The 1,222-nt window shown below is 67.8% G+C and carries 1 protein-coding gene; it reads right to left on the bottom strand.

Annotated features, from left to right (window positions below; genetic code table 11):
- Positions 1-70: 70 nt before the first annotated feature.
- Positions 71-1,222, bottom strand: a 1,152-nt coding sequence (locus J0A65_RS23665) for a diguanylate cyclase domain-containing protein (protein ID WP_206596733.1), incomplete at its 5' end; no start/stop codon positions are given.

Raw genomic sequence — 1,222 nt, 5'->3', positions numbered from 1 at the left:
AAGGCCGCGCAGATGATCGCCGAGGATGCGCAGCGCCCGGCGAGCGTCGTTGCGCCCCAGGCCGTCGCGCTCAGCTGAGGTCAGCCGCTGGCTGATGGAAACGGGCGCAGTTGCGCCCCCCGTGCTTGGCCTGGTAGAGCGCCAGGTCGGCCAGTTGCAGGACGTTGCCCAGGTTGTCGTGATCCTGTGGCCAGATCGCGCCGCCGACACTGCAGCCGATGTTGACCTCTCCCGCCTCCAGCGTGATGGGCATGCCGAGTGCGGCGATGGTGCGTTCGGCCACCAGCTGAGCATGACGCTGGGCGTCCTGCTCGGGCACCAGCAGCACCATCACGAACTCGTCGCCACCCAGGCGCGCGACCATGTCGCCCTCGCGCAGGCAGTGGCGCAGGCGCTGTGCGACTTCGGCCAGCAGTTGGTCGCCACCCGCGTGGCCGTGGGTGTCGTTGATCGGTTTGAAACCGTCCAGGTCGAGGTACAGCAGGGCCAGGCAGCCCTGCAGCAGGCGGCTGCGCTGCTGTGCCATGGGCAGGAATTTCTCCAGGGCGATACGGTTGGGCAGCCCGGTGAGTGCGTCGTGGTGAGCCAGGCTTTCCATCACGCCGAGGGCCGTCTGCTGCTGGGTCAGGCTTTCCACCAGGTGGCGGATCGAATGGCTCAGCTGGCGTACTTCGCGGCTGCCCTGCAATTCGGGGATTTCCGTCGCCTCGCCGGCGCTGAGGCGATCCGCTGCGCTGGCGATGTCCTGCAGCGGGCGGGTGAAGTAGCCGCTGATCATCCAGCCGAGAAAGGCGAAGATCGCGGCCAGGCCAGCGCCCAGCACGATGATGTCGGAGCGCAGTTCATAGGCTGGGGCATAGGCCTGCTCCAGCGACTGGCGCGCGACCACCGTCCAGCCCAGGCCGGGGTAGTCCTGATAGCCCTGGCTCAGGGTGAGGCCGGTCAGGTACTCCTTGCCGTCGGGCCAGCGCTGAATCTTCCAGCGGCTCTGGCCAGGCTGCAGTTCGCCGAGAACGGGTAGTTCCAGCTTCTGGCCGATCATGGCGCGCGGGCCGAGAAGAATGTTGCGATCCTGGCCGATCACGAAGAATTCGACCAGGTGGCGGTCCTGGCTCGGCGCCAGGATCGACCGGCGCACCTCGTCGGCCCAGGCCCAGGACAGGTGGCTGGCCAGCACGCCGGCCAGGTGGCCGTCGTCCGCGTGAATCGGCAGGCTGATATC

It is taken from the genome of Bowmanella yangjiangensis (assembly GCF_017255015.1).
GTDB lineage: Bacteria > Pseudomonadota > Gammaproteobacteria > Enterobacterales > Alteromonadaceae > Bowmanella > Bowmanella yangjiangensis.
Note: the sequence above shows the minus strand (reverse complement) of the source record. Positions and strands in the feature narration are given on the sequence as shown.